The following is a 23,505-nucleotide window of genomic DNA, read 5'->3' as shown; positions in this document are numbered from 1 at the left end:
TCAGCTCGGTCCGGCCTTGTAACCGACGCCACGGACGGTCACCACGATCTCCGGCCGCTCCGGGTCCTTCTCGACCTTGGAGCGCAGCCGCTGGACATGGACGTTGACCAGGCGGGTGTCCGCCGCGTGCCGGTAGCCCCACACCTGCTCGAGGAGCACCTCCCGCGTGAACACCTGCCACGGCTTGCGGGCCAGCGCCACCAGGAGATCGAACTCCAGCGGCGTCAGCGCGATCGACAGCCCGTCCCGCTTCACAGAGTGACCGGCCACGTCGATGACAAGATCGCCTATGGCCAGCTGCTCCGGCGCCGGTTCCTCGGAACGGCGCAGCCGCGCCCTGATCCGCGCAACCAGCTCCTTTGGCTTGAACGGCTTCACGATGTAGTCGTCGGCGCCGGACTCGAGGCCCACCACGACATCGACGGTGTCGCTCTTCGCCGTGAGCATCACGATCGGCACCCCGGACTCCGCCCTGATCAGGCGGCACACCTCGATACCGTCCCGGCCGGGAAGCATCAGGTCCAGGAGCACCAGATCGGGCTTGCTCTCACGGAAAGCGGCCAGCGCCTTGTCGCCGTCGGCTACGAAAGACGGCTCAAAACCTTCACCACGCAACACAATGCCGAGCATCTCGGCCAGTGCGGTGTCGTCATCGACGACAAGGACTCGTCCCTTCATAAACGACATCATCCCATTAACTAAATCGTTACCTGGCGTGACCTGTCACACAGCTCGGCAAGCGCCTCAGCTGTCACGGGCGACACAGCGCCCTCTTCGGTCACGATCGCCGTCACCAACTCGGGCGGCGTCACATCGAATGCCGGGTTGTACGCCTGGGTCCCCAGGGGTGCCACCGGTATCCCGCCTCCCGCTTCCACTCCCGCCACCTGCACCTGAGGTGCTGTGATCTCCGTCACTTCATGACCTGCGCGCTGCTCGACCTCGATGGACGCCCCGTTCGGAGTGTCCAGGTCCACCGTCGTCACCGGCGCCACCACGATGAACGGCACATGGTGGTACCGGGCCAGCACCGCGAGCGGATAGCTCCCCACCTTGTTCGCGACCGAACCGTCGGCCGCGATCCGGTCGGCCCCGATCAGCACCGCGTCCACCTCCCCCGCCGAGAACAGCGAACCCGCCGCGTTGTCCGTGAGCAAGGTGTACGCCATTCCGGTGCGCGCCGCCTCGTACGCCGTCAGGCGAGCACCTTGCAGCAACGGCCGCGTTTCGTCCACCCACAGCCTGCGAAGCCGCCCGGCCCGGTGCGCCGCGAGGGCCACCGCGAACGCCGTGCCCTCCCCACCGGACACCAGCGCCCCGGTGTTGCAGTGCGTCAGGATCCGGTGTCCGCCGCCCGGCAGCAGCTCGTCGAGCAGAGCCAGTCCGTGCGTAGCCATCCGCGCGCTGGCCTCGGCGTCCTCCCGATGAAGCGCCCGCGCCGCGGCGAGCGCCGCCCCGGCCGCCCGCTCCGGATCGCCACCACCGGAGAGCACGGCACTGTACGCCGCCTGCGCCCTCCGTACTCCCACGGCGAGGTTCACCGCGGTGGGCCGGGCACCGGCCAGCGCCCGCGCGGCATCATCCACGTCGAAGCCGCGTACGGCGGCGAGCGCGACGCCGTACGCCCCCGCGATACCGAGCAACGGCGCCCCGCGCACGGCGAGCGTCCGGATCGCCTCCACCAGCGCGGGCGCGTCCGTGCACACCAGCTCGACTTCCTCGGCCGGCAGTCTCCTCTGGTCGAGAAGGACCAGTACGGGGCCTTCGGGTGGCTCGTCCCAGCGGATCGCCGGTATCTCCACCGGCCCACTGTCCTCGCGGTATTGCGCGTACTGATCAGCCATTCGCCCAGTCTGCCCCTTCCCGGGCGGACAATTGAAGGTGTGCAGCTCATACGACCCCCGGTCCCCAGTCGCGCACACCGTGGCACGATGGCTGCCAACCTGCCGCCGCGCCTGCGGACGGGCACCGTGAAGGAGCGACGATGAACGACACTCCGGGCTGGGCCTCGCCCGGATCTGCCCCCTCCGACGGGCAGGAGCCGGACACCTCCGGCACCGCTCAGCCCACGGAGCAGCCCTCGGACCAGGGCAGCAAGGACCAGCCCGACACCCCCTCGAAGTGGTCCAAAGAGCAGCCCCCGCCCGGCCAGTGGTCCGCCCCCAGCCCCCAGGACGCCGCCCCCGGCCAGGCCCCGCCACCACCTCCGCCCGGCCCGGGCTGGGGCGGCCAACACCCCGGCGGCCCTGGCGGATCCGGAGGCCAGGGGGGCTACGGCGGTGGCGGATACGGCAGTTGGGGCGGCCAGGGTGCCGGCTACGGAGGTCCCGGTGGTCCCGGCGGCTGGGGAGGCAACTGGGGCGGCCCGCCGCCCGCGGCCAAGCCCGGCGTGATCCCGCTCCGTCCGCTCGGCGTCGGCGAGATCCTCGACGGCGCGGTCTCCACGATGCGTACGTACTGGCGCACCGTCCTCGGTATCTCGCTGACCGTCGCGGTCGTCACGCAGATCGCGGTCATCCTGCTCCAGGGCTTCGTCCTGGACGACAGCGCCACCTCGGACACCCTCAACGACTCGACCGCCACCGTCAGTGAGCTGAGCAGCGCCCTGGGCACCACCCTGGCCAGTTCCGGTGCCGTCCTGCTCATCACCCTGCTCGGCACCATCATCGCGACGGCCCTGCTCACGACCGTGACCAGCCGCGCGGTCCTCGGCAAGCCGGTGACCACCTCCGAGGCCTGGCGGGATGCCCGTCCTCAGCTTGCGAAGCTGTTCGGCCTGACCATCCTGCTGCCGCTCATCGCCATCGTGATCATCGGCGTCGGCACCCTGCCCGGCGTACTCATCGGGGTGACCGCCTCGGGCGACGCGGGCATCGCGGTCGCCGTCATCGGCGGACTCGGCGCCGGCGTCGTCGCCCTCTGGCTGATGATCCGCTTCTCGCTCGCCTCGCCCGCCCTGATGCTGGAGAAGCAGAGCGTCTTCAAGTCGATGAGCCGCTCCGCGAAGCTCGTCCGCGGCTCCTGGTGGCGGGTCCTCGGCATCCAGCTGCTCGCCACGATCATCGCCAACATCATGGCCTCGATCATCGTCATCCCGTTCGCCGTCATCGCCGCGGCCCTGAGCGGAGACGGCCTCTCCGGCTTCTTCAGCAGCGACAGCGGCTCCCTCGGCTGGACGTTCCTCATCGTCAGCGGCATCGGCTCGGTGATCGGCTCCATGCTCACCTTCCCGATCACCGCCGGCGTCACCGTGCTCCTCTACATCGACCAGCGCATCCGCCGCGAGGCCCTCGACCTCGACCTCGCACGCGCGGCCGGCCTCCAGGACTACGGCTCCAGCGCCCCCGGCACCACCCCGGGGAGCTGATGCGGTGAGCCTGGCGGGGGGAGTTCTCACAGCCGTCCTGGCACTGCCGCTCACCGGCGACGAACCGCCGGTGACGATCCCACGCGACCCCGCGCGGGAGGCGGCCGAACGCGAGCTGTCCAAGCCGATGTACCACGAGAACGACCCCAGCCTGGCCCAGCGCGCCCTGGATGCCGTCTGGGAGTGGATCGACAAACTGTTCGGCGCGGCCTCCACCGCAACTCCCGGTGGAGCGCTCGGACTTGCCGTCATCGTGCTGGCCGTACTGGCGGTCGCGGCCGCGCTGTGGTGGCGCCTGGGCACCCCGCACCGCGCACCCACATCGGCCCCGGCACTCTTCGACGACCGCCCCCGCAGCGCCGCCGAACACCGCGCTTCGGCCGACGCGCACGCCGCCCAGGGCCACTGGAACCAGGCCGTCCAGGAACGCATGCGCGCCATCGTCCGCTCCCTGGAGGAGCGCGCCCTTCTCGATCCGCGCCCCGGCCGCACCGCCGACGAGGCAGCCGCCGAAGCGGCCCGAACCCTGCCCTCCCACACGGACCGACTGCGCGCCGCGGCAAGGGACTTCGACGACGTCACATACGGCGGACGAGCCTCGAACCCGGCCACATACGACCGCCTCTCCGAGCTCGACCGCGACCTGGAGCGCACCAAACCCGTACTCGCGAGCAGCACCGCCCGGAGCACGGCCCACAACACCCGCCAGGGGGCCGCCCCATGACCGAGGCCACCCTCCTGTCGACCTCCCCGACCTCGGCCTCGCCCACCGCCCGCCAGCTGTGGACGCGCACCCGCGGGATCGTCCTCGCGTTCGTGATCCTCCTGGCGGCCGCCATCGCGATCGCCGCGGTCCGCTCCAACTCCCAGCACGGACGCCTCGACCCGCGCTCCGCCGACCCCTCCGGCAGCCGCGCCGTCGCCGAACTCCTGGCAGACCGAGACGTCTCCACGCGCGTGGTCACCACCCTGGCCGAAGCCCGTGCCGCGGCCGGCCCCGACACCACTCTCCTGATCGCCGCCCCGGACCTGCTGACGGACCGACAGCAGACGCTCCTCCACGCGACGACCGAGAACTCCGGCGGCCGTACGATCCTGATCTCCCCGGCGTCGCCCTCCCTCGGCATCCTCGCCCCCGGAGTCACCGCCGACCCCGCGATCAGCTTCGACTCGACCCTCTCCCCGAGCTGCGACCTGCCCGCCGCCCAGCGCGCGGGCACCGCCGACACGGGCGGCATCCGCTACACCACCACCGATCCCACCGCCGACGAGTGCTACCCCAGCGGCGGCCTGCCCACCCTGCTGCGCATCCCGGCACCCGAAGGGGACGGCGACACCGTCGTACTCGGCGCCCCCGACATCCTCTACAACTCCCGCCTCGACGAGCACGGCAACGCCTCGCTCGCCCTGCAACTGCTCGGTTCCCGTCCCCACTTGGTCTGGTACCTCCCCTCGCTCTCCGATGCCTCGGCCACCGACGCGGGCGACCAGAGCTTCTTCGACCTGCTCCCCTCGGGCTGGCTCTGGGGCACGCTCCAGCTCTTCATCGCGGCAGGCCTGGCCGCCCTCTGGAGGGCACGCCGACTCGGCCCCCTCGTACCCGAACGCCTCCCCGTGGCGATCCGCGCCTCCGAAACCGTCGAAGGCCGCGCCCGCCTCTACCGCAAGGCCAACGCCCGCGACCGCGCGGCCACCGCCCTGCGCTCCACCACCCGCACCCGCCTCGCCCCCCTCGTAGGCGTCCCCGTCACCCAGGCGCACTCGCCCGAATCCCTGCTCCCCGCCCTGTCCGCCCAACTCCGCGGCCAAGGCGACGGACAGGCCCTGCACTCCCTCCTCTTCGGGCCGCCACCCCGCGACGACGCAGCCCTCATCTCACTCGCCGACCAACTCGACGCCCTCGCAAGAGAGGTACGCCATTCATGATGGACCCGACCACTGACAACGCCGGGAACACCGGGGACCAGGGCGCCGCCCGCGCCTCCCTGGAGGCCCTGCGCACCGAAATCGCCAAAGCCGTGGTCGGCCAGGACCCCGCCGTGACCGGCCTTGTCGTCGCCCTCCTGTGCCGCGGACACGTTCTCCTCGAAGGAGTCCCCGGAGTCGCCAAGACGCTGCTCGTCCGGGCCCTCGCATCGGCGCTGGAACTCGACACCAAGCGCGTCCAGTTCACCCCCGACCTGATGCCGAGCGACATCACAGGCTCCCTCGTCTACGACTCGCGCACCGCGGAGTTCTCCTTCCAACCCGGCCCGGTCTTCACGAACCTCCTCCTCGCCGACGAGATCAACCGCACCCCGCCCAAGACCCAGTCCTCCCTCCTCGAAGCCATGGAGGAGCGCCAGGTCACGGTCGACGGCACCCCGCGCCTGCTCCCCGAGCCGTTCCTGGTCGCCGCCACCCAGAACCCGGTCGAGTACGAGGGCACCTACCCGCTCCCCGAAGCCCAACTGGACCGTTTCCTCCTCAAACTGACGATCCCTCTCCCCTCCCGCCAGGACGAGATCAGCGTCCTGACACGCCACGCCGAGGGCTTCAACCCGCGCGACCTGCGCGCCGCCGGCGTACGCCCCGTAGCGGGCCCGGCCGACCTCGAAGCAGCCCGCGCCGCGGTCGCGAAGACTTCCGTCTCCCCCGAAATCACCGGCTACGTAGTGGACATCTGCCGCGCCACCCGCGAATCCCCGTCCCTCACCCTCGGCGTCTCCCCGCGCGGCGCGACGGCCCTCCTCGCCACAGCCCGAGCCTGGGCCTGGCTGACGGGCCGCGACTACGTCACCCCGGACGACGTGAAGGCCCTCGCCCTCCCCACCCTCCGCCACCGGATCCAACTCCGCCCCGAGGCCGAGATGGAGGGCGTCACCGCCGACTCCGTCATCAACGCGATCCTCGCCCACGTCCCCGTCCCCCGCTGATGGCACTCACCGGACGCGCCGCCCTCCTGGCTGCCCTCGGCGCACTCCCCATCGGCATCTGGGAACCGAGCTGGACGGGCATCCTCGCCATCAACGCCCCCCTGGCCCTGGCCTGCGCCTGCGACGCCGCCCTGGCAGCACCCGTACGCCGCCTCGGCCTGACCCGCTCCGGAGACACCTCGGTACGCCTCGGCGAAACCGCCGACGTCACCCTGACCGTCACCAACCCCTCCGGCCGCCCCCTGCGCGCCCAACTCCGCGACGCCTGGCCGCCCAGCAGCTGGGAACCCGGCACCGAAGTAGCCGCTTCCCGCCACCGCCTGACGGTCCCGCCCGGCGAGCGCCGCCGCCTGACCACCCGCCTACGCCCCACCCGCCGCGGCGACCGCCAGTCCGACCGCGTCACCATCCGCTCGTACGGCCCCCTCGGCCTCTTCTCCCGCCAGGGCAGCCACAAAGTCCCCTGGACGGTACGAGTCCTGCCGCCCTTCACCAGCCGCAAGCACCTCCCCTCCAGGCTGGCCCGGCTCCGCGAACTCGACGGCCGCACCAGCGTGCTGACCCGCGGCGAGGGCACGGAATTCGACAGCCTCCGCGAGTACGTCCCCGGCGACGACACCCGTTCCATCGACTGGCGCGCCACAGCCCGCCAGACCACGGTCGCCGTACGCACCTGGCGCCCGGAACGCGACCGCCACATCCTTCTAGTCCTGGACACCGGTCGCACCTCCGCAGGCCGTGTCGGCAACGCCCCCCGCCTCGACTCCTCCATGGACGCGGCCCTCCTCCTCGGAGCCCTCGCCTCCCGAGCCGGCGACCGAGTGGACCTCCTCGCATACGACCGCCGTGTACGCGCCCTAGTCCAGGGCCGAGCGGCAGGCGAGGTCCTTCCGTCCCTGGTCACAGCGATGGCAACCCTGGAACCGGAACTCGTCGAGACGGACGCACGCGGCCTCGCCGCCACAGCACTCCGTACGGCCCCACGCCGCTCCCTGATCGTGCTGCTGACGAGCCTGGACGCGGCCCCCATCGAAGAGGGCCTGCTCCCCGTACTCTCCAGCCTGACCCAGCGCCACACAGTCCTCGTGGCATCAGTGGCGGACCCACACATCGCCCACATGGCGACGGCCAGGGGCAACGCCGAAGCGGTGTACGAGGCAGCAGCCGCGGCCCAGGCCCAGACGGAACGCCATCGCACAGCCGAACAGCTACAACGCCACGGCGTCACCGTCGTCGACGCAACTCCGGACGACCTGGCGCCGGCTCTTGCGGATGCCTATCTGGCGCTGAAGGCCGCGGGCCGACTATAAGCAGGCACAGAAGAACGAGGCGTGAAACAAAAAAAAGGGGGGTCTCTCGCTTCCGAGAAACCCCCTAAATGCAAAAAACCCCTGTACCGGTTTCCCGGTACAGGGGTTTTCTCTACAAATAGTTCGGCGGCGTCCTACTCTCCCACAGGGTCCCCCCTGCAGTACCATCGGCGCTGTGAGGCTTAGCTTCCGGGTTCGGAATGTAACCGGGCGTTTCCCTCACGCTATGACCACCGAAACACGGTGAAACTTGTCAACCGGAGCCGTGGCATGGCTACGACGGTTGTTCGTGGTTTCAGAACCAACACAGTGGACGCGAGCAACTGAGGACAAGCCCTCGGCCTATTAGTACCAGTCAGCTTCGCCCATTACTGGGCTTCCACATCTGGCCTATCAACCCAGTCGTCTACTGGGAGCCTTAACCCCTCAAGGGGGTGGGAATACTCATCTCGAAGCAGGCTTCCCGCTTAGATGCTTTCAGCGGTTATCCCTCCCGAACGTAGCCAACCAGCCATGCCCTTGGCAGGACAACTGGCACACCAGAGGTTCGTCCGTCCCGGTCCTCTCGTACTAGGGACAGCCCTTCTCAATATTCCTGCGCGCGCAGCGGATAGGGACCGAACTGTCTCACGACGTTCTAAACCCAGCTCGCGTACCGCTTTAATGGGCGAACAGCCCAACCCTTGGGACCGACTCCAGCCCCAGGATGCGACGAGCCGACATCGAGGTGCCAAACCATCCCGTCGATATGGACTCTTGGGGAAGATCAGCCTGTTATCCCCGGGGTACCTTTTATCCGTTGAGCGACGGCGCTTCCACAAGCCACCGCCGGATCACTAGTCCCGACTTTCGTCCCTGCTCGACCCGTCGGTCTCACAGTCAAGCTCCCTTGTGCACTTACACTCAACACCTGATTACCAACCAGGCTGAGGGAACCTTTGGGCGCCTCCGTTACTCTTTAGGAGGCAACCGCCCCAGTTAAACTACCCATCAGACACTGTCCCTGATCCGGATCACGGACCCAGGTTAGACATCCAGCACGACCAGACTGGTATTTCAACGACGACTCCACCTGAGCTGGCGCTCAAGCTTCACAGTCTCCCAGCTATCCTACACAAGCCGAACCGAACACCAATATCAAACTATAGTAAAGGTCCCGGGGTCTTTCCGTCCTGCTGCGCGAAACGAGCATCTTTACTCGTAGTGCAATTTCACCGGGCCTATGGTTGAGACAGTCGAGAAGTCGTTACGCCATTCGTGCAGGTCGGAACTTACCCGACAAGGAATTTCGCTACCTTAGGATGGTTATAGTTACCACCGCCGTTTACTGGCGCTTAAGTTCTCAGCTTCTGCCACCCCGAAGAGTGACTAACCGGTCCCCTTAACGTTCCAGCACCGGGCAGGCGTCAGTCCGTATACATCGCCTTACGGCTTCGCACGGACCTGTGTTTTTAGTAAACAGTCGCTTCTCGCTGGTCTCTGCGGCCACCCCCAGCTCAAGCAGCAAGTGCTATCACCGGTGATGGCCCCCCTTCTCCCGAAGTTACGGGGGCATTTTGCCGAGTTCCTTAACCATAGTTCACCCGAACGCCTCGGTATTCTCTACCTGACCACCTGAGTCGGTTTAGGGTACGGGCCGCCATGAAACTCGCTAGAGGCTTTTCTCGACAGCATAGGATCATCCACTTCACCACAATCGGCTCGGCATCAGGTCTCAGGCTATGTGCTGTCCGGATTTACCTGGACAACGCCCTACACCCTTACCCCGGGACAACCACCGCCCGGGATGGACTACCTTCCTGCGTCACCCCATCACTCACCTACTACCAGCTCGGGTCACCGGCTCCACCACTTCCCTCAACTCCGAAGAGATCAGGACGGCTTCACGGGCTTAGCATTACTGGATTCAATGTTTGACGCTTCACAGCGGGTACCGGAATATCAACCGGTTATCCATCGACTACGCCTGTCGGCCTCGCCTTAGGTCCCGACTTACCCTGGGCAGATCAGCTTGACCCAGGAACCCTTAGTCAATCGGCGCACACGTTTCTCACGTGTGTATCGCTACTCATGCCTGCATTCTCACTCGTGAACCGTCCACCACTAGCTTCCGCTGCGGCTTCACCCGGCACACGACGCTCCCCTACCCATCCATACGGGCGTTGGCCCTATTGTATGAATGACACGACTTCGGCGGTACGCTTGAGCCCCGCTACATTGTCGGCGCGGAATCACTAGACCAGTGAGCTATTACGCACTCTTTCAAGGGTGGCTGCTTCTAAGCCAACCTCCTGGTTGTCTGTGCGACTCCACATCCTTTCCCACTTAGCGTACGCTTAGGGGCCTTAGTCGATGCTCTGGGCTGTTTCCCTCTCGACCATGGAGCTTATCCCCCACAGTCTCACTGCCGTGCTCTCACTTACCGGCATTCGGAGTTTGGCTAAGGTCAGTAACCCGGTAGGGCCCATCGCCTATCCAGTGCTCTACCTCCGGCAAGAAACACACGACGCTGCACCTAAATGCATTTCGGGGAGAACCAGCTATCACGGAGTTTGATTGGCCTTTCACCCCTAACCACAGGTCATCCCCCAGGTTTTCAACCCTGGTGGGTTCGGTCCTCCACGACCTCTTACAGCCGCTTCAACCTGCCCATGGCTAGATCACTCCGCTTCGGGTCTTGAGCGCGCTACTAAATCGCCCTATTCGGACTCGCTTTCGCTACGGCTTCCCCACACGGGTTAACCTCGCAACACACCGCAAACTCGCAGGCTCATTCTTCAAAAGGCACGCAGTCACGAGAGTGCATGCAAGCATGCACTCCGACGCTCCCACGGCTTGTAGGCACACGGTTTCAGGTACTATTTCACTCCGCTCCCGCGGTACTTTTCACCATTCCCTCACGGTACTATCCGCTATCGGTCACCAGGGAATATTTAGGCTTAGCGGGTGGTCCCGCCAGATTCACACGGGATTTCTCGGGCCCCGTGCTACTTGGGTGTTTCTCAAACGAGCCGTTGACGTTTCGACTACGGGGGTCTTACCCTCTACGCCGGACCTTTCGCATGTCCTTCGCCTACATCAACGGTTTCTGACTCGCCTCACGATCGGCAGACCGTGAAAGAGAAATCCCACAACCCCATATACGCAACCCCTGCCGGGTCTCACACGCATATGGTTTAGCCTCATCCAGTTTCGCTCGCCACTACTCCCGGAATCACGGTTGTTTTCTCTTCCTGCGGGTACTGAGATGTTTCACTTCCCCGCGTTCCCTCCACATACCCTATGTGTTCAGGTATGGGTGACAGCCCATGACGACTGCCGGGTTTCCCCATTCGGAAACCCCCGGATCAAAGCCTGGTTGACGGCTCCCCGGGGACTATCGTGGCCTCCCACGTCCTTCATCGGTTCCTGGTGCCAAGGCATCCACCGTGCGCCCTTAAAAACTTGGCCACAGATGCTCGCGTCCACTGTGCAGTTCTCAAACAACGACCAACCACCCACCACCCCACCCTCACGGGCGAGTTCACTGGGGCCGGCACTGAAGAAACAAGCTAGAACAGCCCGTACCTTCAGACACCCAACAGCGTGCCCGGCACCCTCGCCACTCATGATCAGCTTTCCACGCCCCGAAGGACAGTACTTGCAGCCCGAGATGACTGAGAGTGCCGAATAATCAACGTTCCACCCATGAGCAACCAGCACCGGACGTACGCCGATGTACTGGCCCTGGACCACCAGACAATGCCTGGCGGCCTAGATGCTCCTTAGAAAGGAGGTGATCCAGCCGCACCTTCCGGTACGGCTACCTTGTTACGACTTCGTCCCAATCGCCAGTCCCACCTTCGACAGCTCCCTCCCCACAAGGGGGTTGGGCCACCGGCTTCGGGTGTTACCGACTTTCGTGACGTGACGGGCGGTGTGTACAAGGCCCGGGAACGTATTCACCGCAGCAATGCTGATCTGCGATTACTAGCAACTCCGACTTCATGGGGTCGAGTTGCAGACCCCAATCCGAACTGAGACAGGCTTTTTGAGATTCGCTCCGCCTCGCGGCATCGCAGCTCATTGTACCTGCCATTGTAGCACGTGTGCAGCCCAAGACATAAGGGGCATGATGACTTGACGTCGTCCCCACCTTCCTCCGAGTTGACCCCGGCAGTCTCCTGTGAGTCCCCATCACCCCGAAGGGCATGCTGGCAACACAGAACAAGGGTTGCGCTCGTTGCGGGACTTAACCCAACATCTCACGACACGAGCTGACGACAGCCATGCACCACCTGTACACCGACCACAAGGGGGGCACCATCTCTGATGCTTTCCGGCGTATGTCAAGCCTTGGTAAGGTTCTTCGCGTTGCGTCGAATTAAGCCACATGCTCCGCTGCTTGTGCGGGCCCCCGTCAATTCCTTTGAGTTTTAGCCTTGCGGCCGTACTCCCCAGGCGGGGAACTTAATGCGTTAGCTGCGGCACCGACGACGTGGAATGTCGCCAACACCTAGTTCCCACCGTTTACGGCGTGGACTACCAGGGTATCTAATCCTGTTCGCTCCCCACGCTTTCGCTCCTCAGCGTCAGTAATGGCCCAGAGATCCGCCTTCGCCACCGGTGTTCCTCCTGATATCTGCGCATTTCACCGCTACACCAGGAATTCCGATCTCCCCTACCACACTCTAGCCTGCCCGTATCGACTGCAGACCCGGGGTTAAGCCCCGGGCTTTCACAACCGACGCGACAAGCCGCCTACGAGCTCTTTACGCCCAATAATTCCGGACAACGCTTGCGCCCTACGTATTACCGCGGCTGCTGGCACGTAGTTAGCCGGCGCTTCTTCTGCAGGTACCGTCACTTTCGCTTCTTCCCTGCTGAAAGAGGTTTACAACCCGAAGGCCGTCATCCCTCACGCGGCGTCGCTGCATCAGGCTTTCGCCCATTGTGCAATATTCCCCACTGCTGCCTCCCGTAGGAGTCTGGGCCGTGTCTCAGTCCCAGTGTGGCCGGTCGCCCTCTCAGGCCGGCTACCCGTCGTCGCCTTGGTGAGCCACTACCTCACCAACAAGCTGATAGGCCGCGGGCTCATCCTTCACCGCCGGAGCTTTTAACCCCCACCCATGCGGGCAGGAGTGTTATCCGGTATTAGACCCCGTTTCCAGGGCTTGTCCCAGAGTGAAGGGCAGATTGCCCACGTGTTACTCACCCGTTCGCCACTAATCCACCCCGAAGGGCTTCATCGTTCGACTTGCATGTGTTAAGCACGCCGCCAGCGTTCGTCCTGAGCCAGGATCAAACTCTCCGTGAATGTTTTCCCGTAATCGGGACGACACCACGAGAGCGGAACCGAAGGGAGGAATAATCCCCACGGTCCACAGCGTCCTCGCTGATGTTTTACTTCAAAGGAACCTCGTCCCAGCCATGATGACTGGAGACGGGGTATCAACAAACTTGGCGTTGATTTTTGGCACGCTGTTGAGTTCTCAAGGAACGGACGCTTCCTTTGTACTCACCCGAGAGACTCTCTCAGGCTTTCCTCCGGGCAGTTTCCCTTCGGTCTTGCGTTTCCGACTCTATCAGACCGTTTCCCGATCCGATTTCCTCGGTGCTTTCCAGGTTTCCGCTTTCGCGTTTCCCTTTCCGGCGGTTCCGACTTTATCAGAGGTTTTGGGCCGGACTGACCGGCATCCATTTCTGAATCATCGGGAGGGGCCTCTCGGAAAACGACGTTTCCAGAAGCAGGCAGACCCTAACCGCTGCCACTGGAGCTGTCCAGTTCTAGGCAACTGTTCGAATCTACCTCCCCGCTCGTTCCGTGTCAACGGTTCTTGTGGGGCGAAGAGGAGACTAGCAGGTCAGCGAGGGGGGTCGCACATCAGGCAGCCGTCGGGAGGACGGCGCTGCGCTCGGCCTCGTCGACGTCGCCGGTTTCACCGGCGCGTGCCGCACGACCGCCCAGTACATAGACGTACGCGAGGAAGGCCAGTTCAGCCGCGATTCCGATGCCTATACGGGCCCAGGTGGGGAGTCCGGACGGTGTGACGAAGCCTTCGATGGCGCCTGAGACAAAGAGGATCAGGGCCAGGCCTATTGCCATGCCCAGGGCGGCTCGGCCTTCTTCGGCGAGTGCCGTGCGACGGGGACGGGGACCCGGGTCGATCAGGGTCCAGCCCAGTCGCAGACCTGTGCCGGCGGCAACGAAGACGGCCGTCAATTCCAGGAGGCCGTGTGGGAGGACGAGGCCCAGGAAGGTGTCGAGGCGGCCGGCCGAGGACATCAGGCCTATGCCGACACCAAGGTTGAGCATGTTCTCGAAGAGGATCCAGATGACCGGCAGGCCCAGGAAGACGCCCAGGACCAGGCACATCGCGGCGGCCTGGGCGTTGTTCGTCCACACCTGGGCCGCGAAGGACGCGGCCGGGTGGCTGGAGTAGTAGGTCTCGTACTGGCCACCGGGGCGAGTGAGCTCGCGCAGGTCGCTGGGCGCCGCGATCGAGGACTGGACCTCGGGGTGCGTACCGATCCACCATCCCAGTAGGGCCGCGACCAGGGTGGACAGGAGAGCGGTGGGAACCCACCAGTGGCGCGAGCGGTAGACCGCTGCCGGGAAGCCGTGCGTCAGGAATCGGGTGACATCGCGCCAGGAGGCGCGGCGGGTGCCTGTCACTGCACTACGCGCGCGTGCCACCAGTTGACTGAGGCGGCCCATCAGCTGAGGGTCCGGGGCGCTGGACTGGATCAGGGAGAGGTGGGTGGCGGTGCGTTGGTACAGGGCGACGAGTTCGTCGGCCTCGGCCCCGGTGAGGCGGCGTTGGCGGCGGATCAGTGCGTCGAGCCTGTCCCACTCGGCGCGGTGGGCGGACACGAAGACGTCGAGGTCCATCTGGTTGGCTGCTCCTCGGCTGCTCGTCGTAAGTGTCAGCTTGTCGTACTGCGGCGCGATGTGCCCTCAGCTTGGCAGACTGGCCGTTCTCGAGGCAGGTCAGGGGAAGGACGGCAAGCGTGAGTGAGCTAGTGACGGGCGAGGCGGTGGCGCTGGAGCTGCGCCCCGCGAAACTGCCGAGCCGGGCCCTGGCCGTCTTGCTGGACCTGGTCGTGACGATGACCGTCTACGTCCTCGTGACCATCGGCTTGGTGGCCGCGACGGCTGCGCTGGACGAAGCGGCGCAGGTCGCGGTCTCGATCGCGGCTTTCCTGCTCGTGCTGGTGGGCGGGCCGATCGCGGTGGAGACACTCAGCCACGGGCGTTCGCTGGGGAAGCTGGCGTTCGGGCTGCGGGTGGTGCGGGACGACGGCGGGCCGATCCGGTTCCGGCATGCGCTGGTGCGCGGTGCCGTCGGTGTGGTCGAGCTTCTGATGACGTTCGGGGTCATCGCGTGCATCGCCTCGCTCGTGTCGGCGCGCGGGCGGCGGCTGGGTGACGTGTTCGCGGGGACCCTTGTCGTACGGGAAAGGATTCCGGCCGGCCGCACGTCTTTCGTGCCTCCACCGCCGCCCTGGCTGGCGGGGCGATTCTCCGAGCTTGATCTGTCCGCGGTTCCGGACGGCTTGTGGTTGGCCATCCGGCAGTACCTGACGCGTATGCAGCAGCTGGATCCGCAGGTCGGTGGGGCGATGGCGGAGCGGCTCGCGATGGATCTGGCCACCCGTACGGGGACTCCGGCGCCGCACGGGGTCCCGCCGGCCGCGTATCTGGCGGCCGTGGTTCAGGAGCGGCAGGCGCGGGAGGCTCGGCGATCCTTTGGCGGTGGCGTCGCCATGGGCGGCCATGGGGGCCCGGGTGGACCGGTGATGGCGATGCCGGGCGCGGTCGGACCTGCGCCGGTGCAACCAGGCATCTACCCCTATCCGCCGGCGATTCCGGGAGCCCCGTCACCACAGGCATCGCCGACGCCGCAGTCGCCGCAGAACATCGCACCGCTGCCTGTCCCACCGCCGCCCGCCGCACCGCAGCAGGACCAGGCCGACCGTCCCTCGACCGGCTTCGCGCCGCCCGCATAACCACCGGTGTCGGCGCCGAGCGGCGAACGGCGCCGACGTCTCGTCAGGCGAAGACCGACGGGGGCGATTCGAGGTGTTCCAGTTCGATGCCGGGTGCCGCGAGCACCACGTCTCCCGCGATGTGTACGGCGTGCTGTTCACCGGTGTCCAGGGCTGTGACCTGGTATTCGTCCACGGTCAGGGGGCCGTTGTCAGTGGCGTGTGTTTCTCTCGAGATCAAGGCCCAGGACTGGTCGAGGGTGCGCGGGGCGAGGACCGGGTCGGTGAAGGCGACGAGGCGTACGCGGGTCGCGGAGGCGGGGGTGGAAGGGGTGAGGCGAAGGAGACGTGCGGTGGCGATGAGGAACGCCGGGGACGAGCCGGTGAAGGCGTGGGCGCGGACGTTGCCTTCGGTGGCCTGCGTGCCGGTGGGGTCGGTGCGGACCCAGGTGACGCCGTCGAGCGCGGCGCCGCGGATCTGCCAGCTCGCGGCGTTCAGTTCAAGGCGGATGGGGCGGCCGAGGTCGTCGAGCGCGAGGTCGACGGAGCCGGCATGGTCGCCGGAGGGGGTGGTGAGTTGGGAGACGTAGCGCCAGCCGGAGGGGCCGGGCGCGCAGTGGAAGTGTTCTTCGGCGAGGGGGGTGTGATCGTGCGGATCATGGAGCGAATAGCGGCCGCGGGGCATGGGGGTTCAGGTCCTCATCGGGGACAGGCCCCCGCCGTGACGGCGAGGGCCTGCTGACATCCGTACGCCGAGCGGTGGTACCGCTGCTCGGCGGGGAACTCAGTAGCGGTAGTGGTCCGACTTGTACGGGCCCTCGACTTCGATGCCGAGGTAGGAGGCCTGCTCCGGGCGCAGCGTCGTCAGCTTCACGCCGAGCGCGTCCAGGTGGAGGCGGGCGACCTTCTCGTCCAGGTGCTTGGGCAGCACGTACACGTCGGTCGGGTACTCCTCGGGCTTGGTGAACAGCTCGATCTGGGCCAGCGTCTGGTCCGCGAACGAGTTGGACATCACGAACGAGGGGTGACCGGTGGCGTTGCCCAGGTTCAGCAGGCGGCCCTCGGACAGCACGATGAGGACCTTGCCGTCGGGGAACGTCCAGGTGTGGACCTGCGGCTTGACCTCGTCCTTGACGATGCCCTCGACCTGCGCCAGGCCCGCCATGTCGATCTCGTTGTCGAAGTGGCCGATGTTCCCCACGATCGCCTGGTGCTTCATCCGGGCCATGTCGGCGGCCATGATGATGTCCTTGTTGCCCGTCGTGGTGACGAAGATGTCCGCCACTTCGACGACCTCGTCGAGCGTCGTGACCTGGTAGCCGTCCATCGCCGCCTGCAGCGCGCAGATCGGGTCGATCTCGGTGACGATGACCCGGGCGCCCTGCCCGCGCAGCGACTCCGCACAGCCCTTGCCCACATCGCCGTACCCGAACACGACCGCCGTCTTGCCACCGATCAGCACATCGGTGGCACGGTTGATGCCGTCGATCAGCGAGTGCCGGCAGCCGTACTTGTTGTCGAACTTCGACTTCGTCACCGCATCGTTCACGTTGATCGCCGGGAACAGCAAGGAGCCGTCCCGGTGCATCTCGTACAGGCGGTGCACGCCGGTGGTGGTCTCCTCGGTCACGCCGCGGATCTCCGAGGCGAGCTGGGTCCACTTCTGCGAGCCCTCGGTGATGGTGCGGGTGAGGAGCTCGAGAACGACGCGGTGCTCGTCGGACTCGGCGGTGTCGACGGAGGGGACCTTGCCGTCCTTCTCGTACTGGACGCCGTTGTGGACGAGCATGGTGGCGTCACCGCCGTCGTCCAGGATCATGTTCGGGCCGCCGGTCGGGGTGTTCGGCCAGGTCAGAGCCTGCTCCGTGCACCACCAGTACTCCTCCAGGGTCTCGCCCTTCCAGGCGAAGACCGGGACGCCCTGCGGGTTCTCGGGGGTGCCGTTCGGGCCGACCGCGATGGCGGCGGCCGCGTGGTCCTGGGTGGAGAAGATGTTGCAGGAGGCCCAGCGGACCTCGGCGCCGAGGGCGACGAGGGTCTCGATGAGGACGGCGGTCTGCACGGTCATGTGCAGGGAGCCGGTGACGCGGGCACCCGCGAGGGGCTGTGCCTCGGCGTACTCCTTGCGGATCGACATCAGGCCGGGCATCTCGTGCTCGGCGAGGGTGATCTCCTTGCGGCCGAAAGCGGCCAGGGAGAGGTCGGCGACTTTGAAGTCCTGTCGGTTGTCGACAGTCGTCATGTCGAGCTGCTCCTCAAGATCGGGATTGGGGCGAGGTCGTGCGGCTGGTCTGCGCGGCGGCGGGCACACGCGTGCCCGGCTGGACACAGGAGTGCCCGGTGCGCGCAGCGCAGTCCGTCGGAGGCCCTCTCTCCCTCGGCCGGTCCGCGGTGGGACCGCCCGACCGCCATCAGCAGCGACGTCTGGCTCAACCCCCAAGCTACACCGGTGGGCCCGGCCCTCCCCAGTCCACCTCCGAACACAGCGGGGCTCAGCGGAACGCGTCAGGTGGGCCGTGCTCGACGGAACCGTGGCCGAGCCGGTCTTGGTGATCTCCGGGGCGGAGGGATCGGGCAGGTCCAACGGAACGGGGCCCGTCCGAACTTCAGGCGGGCCCCGGCGACGTACAAGAGGGAATCAGTGCTCGGCGGGATGCGCCGGGCCGCCCGGTGTCGCCTCGCGGTCCGGGCCCTTCGCCGCCTCTGCCTCGTTGTAGATGTCGGGCTCGAGGTAGATGACGCGGGCGATCGGTACGGCCTCGCGGATGCGGGACTCGGCGGCGTTGATCGCGGAGGCGACCTCGGTGGCTGTCTCGTCGTGCTGGACCGCGATCTTGGCCGCGACCAGGAGCTCCTCCGGGCCAAGGTGGAGGGTGCGCATGTGGATGATGCCGGTGACCGTGTGGCCGTCGACGATGGCGGCCTCGATCTTCTTGACCTCTTCGAGGCCCGCGGACTCGCCCAGCAGGAGGGACTTGGTCTCCACGGCGAGGACCAGCGCGATCACGATGAGCAGGATGCCGATGCAGAGCGTGCCGATGCCGTCCCAGACGCCGTCGCCGGTGGCGAGGGCGAGACTTACGCCGAACAGCGCCAGGACCAGACCCACCAGTGCGCCGAGGTCCTCCAGGAGCACGACCGGCAGTTCGGGGGCCTTGGCGTGGCGGACGAACTCCTTCCACGACTTCTTGCCGCGCAGGGGGTTGGACTCCTTGATGGCAGTCCGGAAGGAGAAGGACTCCGCGATGATCGCGAAGACGAGGACGCCCACCGGCCAGTACCAGGCCTCGATCTCGTGCGGATGCTTGATCTTCTCGTAGCCCTCGTAGATCGCGAACATGCCGCCGACCGAGAAGAGGACGATCGAGACGAGGAAGGCGTAGATGTAGCGCTCGCGGCCGTAGCCGAAGGGGTGTTGCGGGGTCGCCTCGCGCTGGGCCTTCTTGCCGCCGAGCAGGAGAAGGCCCTGGTTGCCGGAGTCGGCGAGCGAGTGCACGGACTCCGCGAGCATCGACGACGAACCGCTGAAGAGGAACGCCACGAACTTCGCTACCGCGATCGCGAGATTGGCGGCGAGTGCCGCCACGATCGCCTTGGTGCCGCCTGAAGCGCTCATGTGCTCCTGCTGTCCCTTCGTACGCCGTCCAGGGCTTTGCCTGCCTTTTGCCAGTGGGCCATTGTTGCAGTCCGCTCGGACAACGGCGCGTCAGGCCGCCACAGTGGTCACATCAGGCCACTACGGTCGCCCGGAAAATCGTGCCAGGGCCGGACACTTCGGCCTTTTCGCCTGCCGGTACGAAGACGGACTCGCCGGGGCCGAGCGCGATGCCGTCCGCTCGTACGGAACCCGCCGTGCACAGCAGGATCTGCGGGGTCGCGGCGGTGAGGTCGTGCGGGGCGGTGTCCTGGGGCAGGACGAAGCGGGAGAGGCGGAACTCGTCGATGGGGGTCGCGTAGACCTCCTCGCCGTCGGGGGACGCCTCCGGGCGCAGTACGCCGGGGTCGCTCGCCTCGAAGCGGACGACGCGCAGGAGTTCGGGGACGTCGACGTGCTTGGGGGTCAGGCCGCAGCGCAGGACGTTGTCGCTGTTGGCCATGATTTCGACGCCCAGGCCGTTCAGGTACGCGTGCGGGATGCCGGCGCCGAGGAACAGTGCCTCTCCGGGCTGCAGTTGGACGTAGTTGAGGAGCATCGCGGCGATGACGCCGGGGTCGCCCGGGTAGTGGTGGGCGAGGTCGGCGTACGGGGCGTAGGAGCCGCCGAGGCGGGCGCAGGCCGCCGCTGCCTCTCTGACCGTGTGGGCCATGTCGTCCGGGTCGGCGGTCAGCAGCGCCGTGAGGACCTCGCGCAGGGCGGCCTCTTCGGGGTGGGCGTGCAGCAGGTCGACGTACGGCTTGAGGGAGTCGACGTCCAGGCCCGCGAGCAGTTCGGCGGCCTCGTCGGGGGCGCGGAAGCCGCACAGGCCGTCGAACTCCGTGAGGGCGCAGATCAGTTCGGGCTTGTGGTTGGCGTCCTTGTAGTTGCGGTGCGGGGCGTCGACCGGGATGCCGCGGCTCTCCTCGTCCTCGTAACCCTCTCTCGCCTGTTCGAGGTTGGGGTGCACCTGGAGGGAGAGGGGGGCGCCCGCGGCGAGGATCTTCAGCAGGAACGGCAGGCGGGGGCCGAACTTGGCGACGGCCGCGCGGCCGAGTTCCTTCTCGGGGTCCTCGTCGATGACCTCGGTGAGGGGACCGCGTTCGGTGCGCGAGGGTGCGCCCGGGTGGGCGCCCATCCACATCTCCGCCTGCGGTTCACCGGTCGGCTCCACGCCGAGCAGCCGCGGGATGGCGGTGGTCGAACCCCAGGCGTAGGGGCGGATGGTGTTGTCGAGGCGGTCCATAGTGTGTCGTTCTCTCCATACGTACGCTGGTCAGCGGGCGTTTGTCGCCGTGCGGGGTCCGGTGCGGGCTGCCCCGTGTGCGTCCAGATCAGGCCCCTGAAGCGAGCGCCAGGTAAACGGCGGCGAAATCCGTGATGGCGATCAGTTCCGCGAGGGTCTCCAGCTCGCCGCCCTCCTCGGGTTCGAGCTCGCTGATCGCGGTGTCGTGGCTGAGGGCGAGTTCGCGGGCGGCCGGGGCGGCGGTAAGGCCGCCTGTCGGACGGTCGCGGAGGAGCACCACGCGCGCGTGGATGGCCTGTTGCTCCTCGACGCGGTCGCGGAAGAAGTCGTCGGGGTCGGCGCCGGCGGCCAGCGCGCCGGCCAGCAGCGCGGTGTGCGCGGCGAGCGCCTCGGGCAACTCGCCGGTGAGCGCGGGGCGTCCGGCCAGTTCGGCGAGTGTGGCGGCGAAGCGGCGGCCCGCCGGGCCCGCGGACGAGCCCTCGGTCCAGATCACCGGGAGCGCCTCGGCGAGTTCGGCGGCGAGGGTCTTGGCGGGGTTGCTGTACGTCGCGATCGCCGGGCCGCAGCGCTCGGCGACGGCGTCGAGGCGGTCGGCGACCTTCTGGATGGCCTCCGGGGGCGCCGTGAGCAGGCCGGTGCGGTCCAGGAGCGCGAGCAGCGGGGTGAGCAGCGCCCACAGGACGCCGGGGGCGGACGCGGCCGCGGGCTCGTCCTGCTCGTACGGAGTGGTCGCCAGGGCTACGAACAGGCCGTGCGCGCCTTCCACCGCCTCGGACAGCGGAGACTGGGCCGGGGCCACGGCGGCTACGGCGCAGCCGCGGCGGTAGGCCTGCTCGATCAGGAGCGAGAGGCCCGGCTCGGAGCCGTCGGGGGTGGCGACCAGGAGCAGGTCCACGGGGCCCGCCCAGCCGGGGAGTTCCCAGCGCAGGGCGCCGGCGGCGGGGGCTACGCCGGTGGGGCTCAGCCGGGTGACCGGGCAGCCCGCGCCGGCCAGGGTGCCGAGCAGGTCGGCGACGCAGGTGGCCGCGGTGCCCGGGCCCGCGATCAGGACGCCGCGCGGGCGGCCGTCCGGCTTGAGCTCCGCGATGCCGGCCTCGGCGGCGTGCCGGGCGGCGGTGCGCACATGGGCGCCTGCTTCGGCGGCCCCCCTGAGGAGGCCCCGGCGGTCCGCCTGGGCCAGTGCCTCGGGGGTGTCGAGCAGCGATTCGTCGAGCATGGGCGGCAGCCTCCGATCGCCGGGTCGTTACGCGGGGCGGCGGGCCTCGTCGACGAGCAGTACGGGGATGCCGTCACGGACGGGGTAGGCGAGGCCGCAGTCGTTGCCGGTGCAGATCAGCTCGCTCTCCTGCTCCTTGAGCGGGGCGTGGCAGGCCGGGCAGGCGAGGATCTCCAGGAGGCCGGCTTCGAGCGGCATGGGGTGTCCTTCCGAACAGGTGGATGCGGCCTGGTCAGGGTACCGCTGTGGGGGGCTGTGTGCGGGGGCGCGGCGCTGGCTTGGAGGGGGTGCGCTCAGGGTGCACTCAGGGGTGCTGGCTGGGTGCGGGCTGGGGTGGGTGGGGTTTTCGCCCCCTCCGCCCCTACCCGTCCCGTACCTGGGGGCTGCGCCCCCAGACCCCCCTGTCGCGCTGACGCGCTCGTCCTCAAACGCCGGACGGGCTAAAGACTTCTAGCGCCGGCCGGGGGGGGAAGACTCAGCCCCTGATGATCCCCAGGACCTCGTCCCGCATCTTCTCCATCGTCGCCTCGTCGCGCGCCTCCGCGTTCAGGCGGAGCAGCGGTTCGGTGTTGGAGGGGCGGACGTTGAACCACCAGTCCTCGGCGGTGACCGTGAGGCCGTCCAGTTCGTCGAGGGTGATGCCCTCGCGGCTCTCGTAGGTGGTCTTGATCGCGGCGAGGCGGGCCTTCTGGTCGTCGACCGTGGAGTTGATCTCGCCGGAGCCGGCGTAGCGGTCGTACTGGGCGACGAGGGCGGAGAGTGTGCCCTCCTGGCCGCCGAGGGCGGCGAGGACGTGGAGGGCTGCCAGCATGCCCGTGTCCGCGTTCCAGAAGTCCTTGAAGTAGTAGTGCGCGGAGTGCTCGCCGCCGAAGATCGCGCCGGACGTCGCCATCTCGGCCTTGATGAAGGAGTGCCCCACGCGCGTGCGTACCGGCGTGCCGCCGTTCTCCCGGACGACCTCCGGGACCGACCAGGACGTGATCAGGTTGTGGATGACCGTGCCCTTGCCGCCGTTCCTGGCCAGCTCGCGGGCGGCGACCAGGGCCGTGATCGCGGACGGGGAGACCGGCTCGCCGCGCTCGTCGACGACGAAGCAGCGGTCGGCGTCGCCGTCGAAGGCGATGCCGAGGTCGGCGCCCTCCTCGCGGACGCGCTTCTGGAGGTCGACGATGTTCGCCGGGTCGAGCGGGTTCGCCTCGTGGTTCGGGAACGTGCCGTCCAGTTCGAAGTACATCGGGACCAGGTCGAGGGGCAGTCCGTCGAAGACCGTCGGGACCGTGTGCCCGCCCATGCCGTTGCCCGCGTCGACGACGACCTTCAGGGGGCGGATGGAGGTCAGGTCGACGAGGCCACGGAGGTGCGCCGCGTAATCCTTCAACGTGTCACGCTGCGTGATCGTTCCCGGCGTCACGTCCGAGGGCGCCGGGGCACCCGAGTCGAGCCAGGACTCGACGAGGCCGCGGATCTCGGAGAGACCGGTGTCCTGCCCGACCGGGGCCGCGCCCGCCCGGCACATCTTGATGCCGTTGTACTGGGCGGGGTTGTGCGAGGCCGTGAACATGGCGCCCGGCAGGTCGAAGGCGCCCGACGCGTAGTAGAGCTGGTCGGTCGAGCACAGCCCGATCTCGGTGACGTCGACACCGCGCGCCGCCGCACCGCGCGCGAAGGCGCGCGACAGGCCGGGCGACGAGGGCCGCATGTCGTACCCGATCACGATCGCGTCCGCATCTGTCACCTGGACGAAGGCCGCTCCGAACAGCTCGGCCAGTGCCTCGTCCCACTGGTCCGGGACCACACCGCGTACGTCGTACGCCTTCACGAGCTGCGACAGATCAGCAGTCACGACCAA

Annotated in this window: 16 protein-coding genes and 3 rRNA genes; 6 read left to right on the top strand and 13 right to left on the bottom strand. The window is 67.4% G+C overall.

The window, feature by feature from the left end:
• Both mtrA and mtnA read right to left on the bottom strand, forming a co-directional pair.
• Positions 1-690 (bottom strand): two-component system response regulator MtrA, encoded by a 690-nt coding sequence (gene mtrA / locus OG266_RS26830; RefSeq protein ID WP_199820881.1) that lies wholly within the window; start codon positions 688-690, stop codon positions 1-3.
• An 8-nt stretch (positions 691-698) separates the two neighbouring features.
• Positions 699-1,844: an S-methyl-5-thioribose-1-phosphate isomerase gene (gene mtnA / locus OG266_RS26825; protein ID WP_371548803.1), complete on the bottom strand. Its 1,146-nt coding sequence runs from the start codon at positions 1,842-1,844 to the stop codon at positions 699-701.
• A gap of 140 nt (positions 1,845-1,984) precedes the next feature.
• Here mtnA and OG266_RS26820 point away from each other — a divergent pair, with 140 nt between their 5' ends.
• From OG266_RS26820 to OG266_RS26800, 5 genes are read left to right on the top strand one after another with little or no spacing between them, the layout of a single operon-like run.
• Positions 1,985-3,367, top strand: a complete 1,383-nt coding sequence (locus tag OG266_RS26820) for a glycerophosphoryl diester phosphodiesterase membrane domain-containing protein (protein ID WP_371548802.1) — start codon at positions 1,985-1,987, stop codon at positions 3,365-3,367.
• Between the two features lie 4 nt (positions 3,368-3,371).
• Positions 3,372-4,091, top strand: coding sequence for a DUF4129 domain-containing protein (locus tag OG266_RS26815; RefSeq protein ID WP_371548801.1), 720 nt, complete (start codon positions 3,372-3,374; stop codon positions 4,089-4,091).
• Entirely contained in the window at positions 4,088-5,293 is a 1,206-nt protein-coding gene (locus OG266_RS26810; RefSeq protein ID WP_371548800.1) for a DUF4350 domain-containing protein, read from the top strand. The genes OG266_RS26815 and OG266_RS26810 overlap by 4 nt, the downstream gene beginning before the upstream one ends.
• On the top strand, positions 5,293-6,282 hold the full coding sequence (locus OG266_RS26805; RefSeq protein WP_266464192.1) for a MoxR family ATPase: 990 nt from the start codon (positions 5,293-5,295) through the stop codon (positions 6,280-6,282). The genes OG266_RS26810 and OG266_RS26805 overlap by 1 nt, the downstream gene beginning before the upstream one ends.
• Positions 6,282-7,592 carry a DUF58 domain-containing protein gene (locus tag OG266_RS26800; protein WP_266460698.1) on the top strand — a complete coding sequence of 437 codons (1,311 nt, stop codon included), beginning with the start codon at positions 6,282-6,284 and terminating at the stop codon, positions 7,590-7,592. The genes OG266_RS26805 and OG266_RS26800 overlap by 1 nt, the downstream gene beginning before the upstream one ends.
• 121 nt (positions 7,593-7,713) lie before the next feature.
• On the opposite strand, the gene rrf is transcribed toward OG266_RS26800, so the two are convergent.
• From rrf to OG266_RS26780, 4 genes are all read right to left on the bottom strand, one after another.
• Positions 7,714-7,830: ribosomal RNA gene (gene rrf, locus OG266_RS26795) — 5S ribosomal RNA — on the bottom strand.
• 87 nt (positions 7,831-7,917) lie between these two features.
• Positions 7,918-11,042, bottom strand: a 23S ribosomal RNA gene (locus OG266_RS26790).
• 318 nt (positions 11,043-11,360) lie between these two features.
• A 16S ribosomal RNA gene (locus tag OG266_RS26785) occupies positions 11,361-12,888 on the bottom strand.
• The 16S, 23S and 5S rRNA genes sit together here, the layout of an rRNA operon.
• 567 nt (positions 12,889-13,455) lie before the next feature.
• Positions 13,456-14,463 (bottom strand): stage II sporulation protein M, encoded by a 1,008-nt coding sequence (locus tag OG266_RS26780; RefSeq protein ID WP_266460695.1) that lies wholly within the window; start codon positions 14,461-14,463, stop codon positions 13,456-13,458.
• Positions 14,464-14,582: 119 nt separating this feature from the next.
• Here OG266_RS26780 and OG266_RS26775 point away from each other — a divergent pair, with 119 nt between their 5' ends.
• Positions 14,583-15,581 (top strand): RDD family protein, encoded by a 999-nt coding sequence (locus tag OG266_RS26775; RefSeq protein ID WP_371541148.1) that lies wholly within the window; start codon positions 14,583-14,585, stop codon positions 15,579-15,581.
• Between the two features lie 43 nt (positions 15,582-15,624).
• On the opposite strand, the gene OG266_RS26770 is transcribed toward OG266_RS26775, so the two are convergent.
• From OG266_RS26770 to OG266_RS26740, 7 genes are all read right to left on the bottom strand, one after another.
• Positions 15,625-16,245, bottom strand: a complete 621-nt coding sequence (locus OG266_RS26770; RefSeq protein WP_371541150.1) for a hypothetical protein — start codon at positions 16,243-16,245, stop codon at positions 15,625-15,627.
• 99 nt (positions 16,246-16,344) lie between these two features.
• Positions 16,345-17,802, bottom strand: a complete 1,458-nt coding sequence (gene ahcY / locus OG266_RS26765) for an adenosylhomocysteinase (RefSeq protein ID WP_266460686.1) — start codon at positions 17,800-17,802, stop codon at positions 16,345-16,347.
• Between the two features lie 396 nt (positions 17,803-18,198).
• Complete coding sequence (locus OG266_RS26760) at positions 18,199-19,176, bottom strand: cation diffusion facilitator family transporter (protein ID WP_371548799.1); 978 nt, start codon at positions 19,174-19,176, stop codon at positions 18,199-18,201.
• Positions 19,177-19,288: 112 nt separating this feature from the next.
• Positions 19,289-20,440: a mannose-6-phosphate isomerase, class I gene (manA, locus tag OG266_RS26755; protein WP_371548798.1), complete on the bottom strand. Its 1,152-nt coding sequence runs from the start codon at positions 20,438-20,440 to the stop codon at positions 19,289-19,291.
• 88 nt (positions 20,441-20,528) lie between these two features.
• Positions 20,529-21,656 carry an SIS domain-containing protein gene (locus OG266_RS26750; protein ID WP_371548797.1) on the bottom strand — a complete coding sequence of 376 codons (1,128 nt, stop codon included), beginning with the start codon at positions 21,654-21,656 and terminating at the stop codon, positions 20,529-20,531.
• Positions 21,657-21,683: 27 nt separating this feature from the next.
• Positions 21,684-21,854 (bottom strand): Trm112 family protein, encoded by a 171-nt coding sequence (locus OG266_RS26745; RefSeq protein ID WP_266460674.1) that lies wholly within the window; start codon positions 21,852-21,854, stop codon positions 21,684-21,686.
• Positions 21,855-22,131: 277 nt separating this feature from the next.
• The gene (locus OG266_RS26740; RefSeq protein ID WP_371548796.1) at positions 22,132-23,499 is read right to left on the bottom strand and encodes a phosphomannomutase/phosphoglucomutase; all 1,368 of its coding nucleotides are present in this window, start codon (positions 23,497-23,499) and stop codon (positions 22,132-22,134) included.
• Positions 23,500-23,505 lie beyond the last annotated feature (6 nt).

The organism is Streptomyces sp. NBC_00554 (assembly GCF_041431135.1).
Lineage (GTDB): Bacteria > Actinomycetota > Actinomycetes > Streptomycetales > Streptomycetaceae > Streptomyces.
Note: the sequence above shows the minus strand (reverse complement) of the source record. Positions and strands in the feature narration are given on the sequence as shown.